This is a genomic window from Propioniciclava sp. (assembly GCF_036744435.1).
Classification (GTDB): domain Bacteria; phylum Actinomycetota; class Actinomycetes; order Propionibacteriales; family Propionibacteriaceae; genus Propioniciclava.
In genome coordinates this window covers 1-2,409 of the sequence record NZ_DAIOIA010000210.1, presented here as the reverse complement: position 1 = coordinate 2,409, position 2,409 = coordinate 1, and the positions used below count along the sequence as shown (strand labels likewise).

The following is a 2,409-nucleotide window of genomic DNA, read 5'->3' as shown; positions in this document are numbered from 1 at the left end:
GCCTCCCGCCAGGGCAGCGTCACGGTGACGCGGAAGCCGCGGTCGCCGTCGGTCAGGCCATACCGCATGCTCCCGCCCAGAAGCTCGGCCCGCTCAGCGATCCCCTTCAACCCGCGGGTCGACCCGGGTTGCGGCGCCTGGCTAGCCGGTTCGTACTGGTTGCGGGCGTCGATGACGACTCCCCGATCCGGTGAGCCCTGGACGCTGAGCGTCACCGGGGACGTCGGCGCATGCTTGCGCGCGTTGGTCAGGACCTCCTGCACGATCCGGTAGACGGCCCGCGACAGGGCCGGATCGGCCCGCTCGGGGTCGGCGATGTAGATGGAGGAGTTGATCGTCTGCCCGGCCCCGAACGACTCCGCGATCACCTCGGGCAGCCGGGCCAGCGGGATGGCGACCGGCTCCTCCCCCAGGGGTTCACGCAGGACGCCGAGCAGGGAGCGCAGGTCGTCCATCGCCTTGCCTGCGCTCTCCCGGACCAGGCTGGCCGAGTCGTGCAGGCGGGCATCCTCCCCGGCATTGAGCTCCAGGGCGCCCGCGTGCAGATTGAGCACCGAGAGCCGGTGCCCCATGACGTCGTGCACCTCGCGGGCGATGCGCTCGCGCTCCTGCCGCCGGGCGACCTCGTCGCCCAGCCGGCTGACGGTCGCCTGCTGCTGCCGGACCTCCTGGGTGCGATCCCGCTCCCCCCGCCGCGAGCGAAGCAGGAGACCGATCCCCCAGGCAGCGGCCAGCAGGATCGCTCCCGCCAGCCAGGCATGCCACAGCGGGATGGACGCGGGGTTGGCGGCGTTGGGCTCTGAGGCGAAGAACATCTTGGACAGTGACGCCCCCTTGGGCTGGGCGAGCGCATCGAGCGTCACCACCACGAAGGTGGATACCCCCACCGCGCCGAGTGTCCACCACACGGCGGGCCCGCGACGGCGTCCGATCAGGGCGGCCACCAAGACGAGCGCGGGGACCATGCCGATCGGCAGCACCAACGGGACGGCGGCGGCCACCAGCGTGAACCAGAAGGGGGCCCGGTGACGCCAGATCAGCGCGAAGGGCGCGGTGAAGGACAACAGCATCACGATCAGGGCCGGGTTGGCGAGGCTGGTGGACGACGAGTCGCTGGGCGTGGCCCACCCGGCCGGGGAGAACACGGCGCTCATGATCATGCAGAACCCGACGAGAAGGATGGGGGCGACGGTGTGCCACCAGGGTGCACGTTCACCCCCGTCGAGCCGTTCGTAGGCCATCTGAAACCCCGCCACAAGCAGCATCGTAGGCCGCAGGTGGCGTGCCGGGGCTCATCCGGTCGGGTCCCGTGGCGTAGCCGTTCGGAGGGGGTCGCGGTACCCGATCAGGCGATGTGCCCGGCGGGCGTCCGCCGATGGGATAGGTGCAGCACATCAGCCAAAGGAGAGTCAGCCATGAGCACGTCCGACCCCATCCAGCCCTACCCGACCGAGCCGGGCGGCTCGCCCGCCGGTCCGGTCGTCCCGCCGAAGCCGCCGCGCAACACGATCGGCCTGATCGGCCTCATCGTGGCGATCCTCGGTTTCGCGTTCGCCGTCATCGAGGGCGCCTACCTCCTGGGGTGGCTGCTGCTCCCGGTCGGCTTCATCCTCGGCCTGGTCGGGCTGTTCGCCCGGGACCGCAAGAAGGGTGTGGCGGTGGCCGCCGTGATCGTGTCCATCGTCGGCACGATCGCGGGAGCGATCGCGTTCACCTCCAGCCTCGGGCGGGTGGTCGATGAGGCGTTCCAGTCGGGCACCACGACCGTCGTCCCCAGCGCGGGGGCGTCCCCCGCGGAGTCGCAGGCGGGAGCGGCCCCGTCCCAGAACGCGGGGAAGCGCACCATCGAGCTGAAGGTGAACTCCGAGCGTGGCGCCCAGGTCACCTACAGCACCGGTTCGGGCACCAGCAACGAGCAGACCACCGGCGCCTGGAACAAGACCCTGGAGACCGACGAGAGCTTCACGATCATCTCGGTGTCCGCGATCAACGCCGACTTCATGAAGGAGAACTCCATCACCTGCGAGATCCTCGTCGACGGGGAGTCGGTCTCCCAGCAGTCCGGCAATGGAAAGTCCGCGATGGCCACCTGCAGCGCAACCATCAGCTAGCCCGCCCGCGTCGGGGGCCCTCCGGTGGGACGACCCGGAGGGCCCCGAGGCGCGGCGCTGAGATACGTCCCCCGGCGTCACCTCCGGACCGCGAGCCCAGGATCAGAGGGGGGCGACGAGGCCGGTCTCGTAGGCGGTGATGACGAGGTGGCTGCGGTCGCGGGCATGGAGCTTGGCGAGAAGGCTGCCGATATGCGTCTTGACAGTCTTGACGGAGATGGTGAGCGCGTTGGCGATCTCAGTGTTGGACATCCCACGCGCGACGAGGGCGAGTACCTCCGTCTCGCGTTCGGTGAGC

Annotated in this window: 3 protein-coding genes; 1 reads left to right on the top strand and 2 read right to left on the bottom strand. The window is 70.2% G+C overall.

Annotated features, from left to right (window positions below; genetic code table 11):
- The coding region (locus V7E09_RS15240; protein ID WP_324523693.1) for a sensor histidine kinase at positions 1–1,256 on the bottom strand (1,256 nt) is incomplete at its 3' end.
- Between the two features lie 159 nt (positions 1,257–1,415).
- Here V7E09_RS15240 and V7E09_RS15235 point away from each other — a divergent pair.
- Positions 1,416–2,111 (top strand): DUF308 domain-containing protein, encoded by a 696-nt coding sequence (locus V7E09_RS15235; protein ID WP_324510005.1) that lies wholly within the window; start codon positions 1,416–1,418, stop codon positions 2,109–2,111.
- A 102-nt stretch (positions 2,112–2,213) separates the two neighbouring features.
- Here the strand turns inward: V7E09_RS15235 and V7E09_RS15230 are convergent.
- Positions 2,214–2,409, bottom strand: a 196-nt coding sequence (locus tag V7E09_RS15230; protein WP_324523692.1) for a response regulator transcription factor, incomplete at its 5' end; no start/stop codon positions are given.

Excerpts from the sequence above, each read along its gene's own strand:
- V7E09_RS15235 (WP_324510005.1), top strand. The coding sequence starts at position 1,416 with ATGAGCACGTCCGACCCCATCCAGCCCTACCCGACCGAGCCGGGCGGC.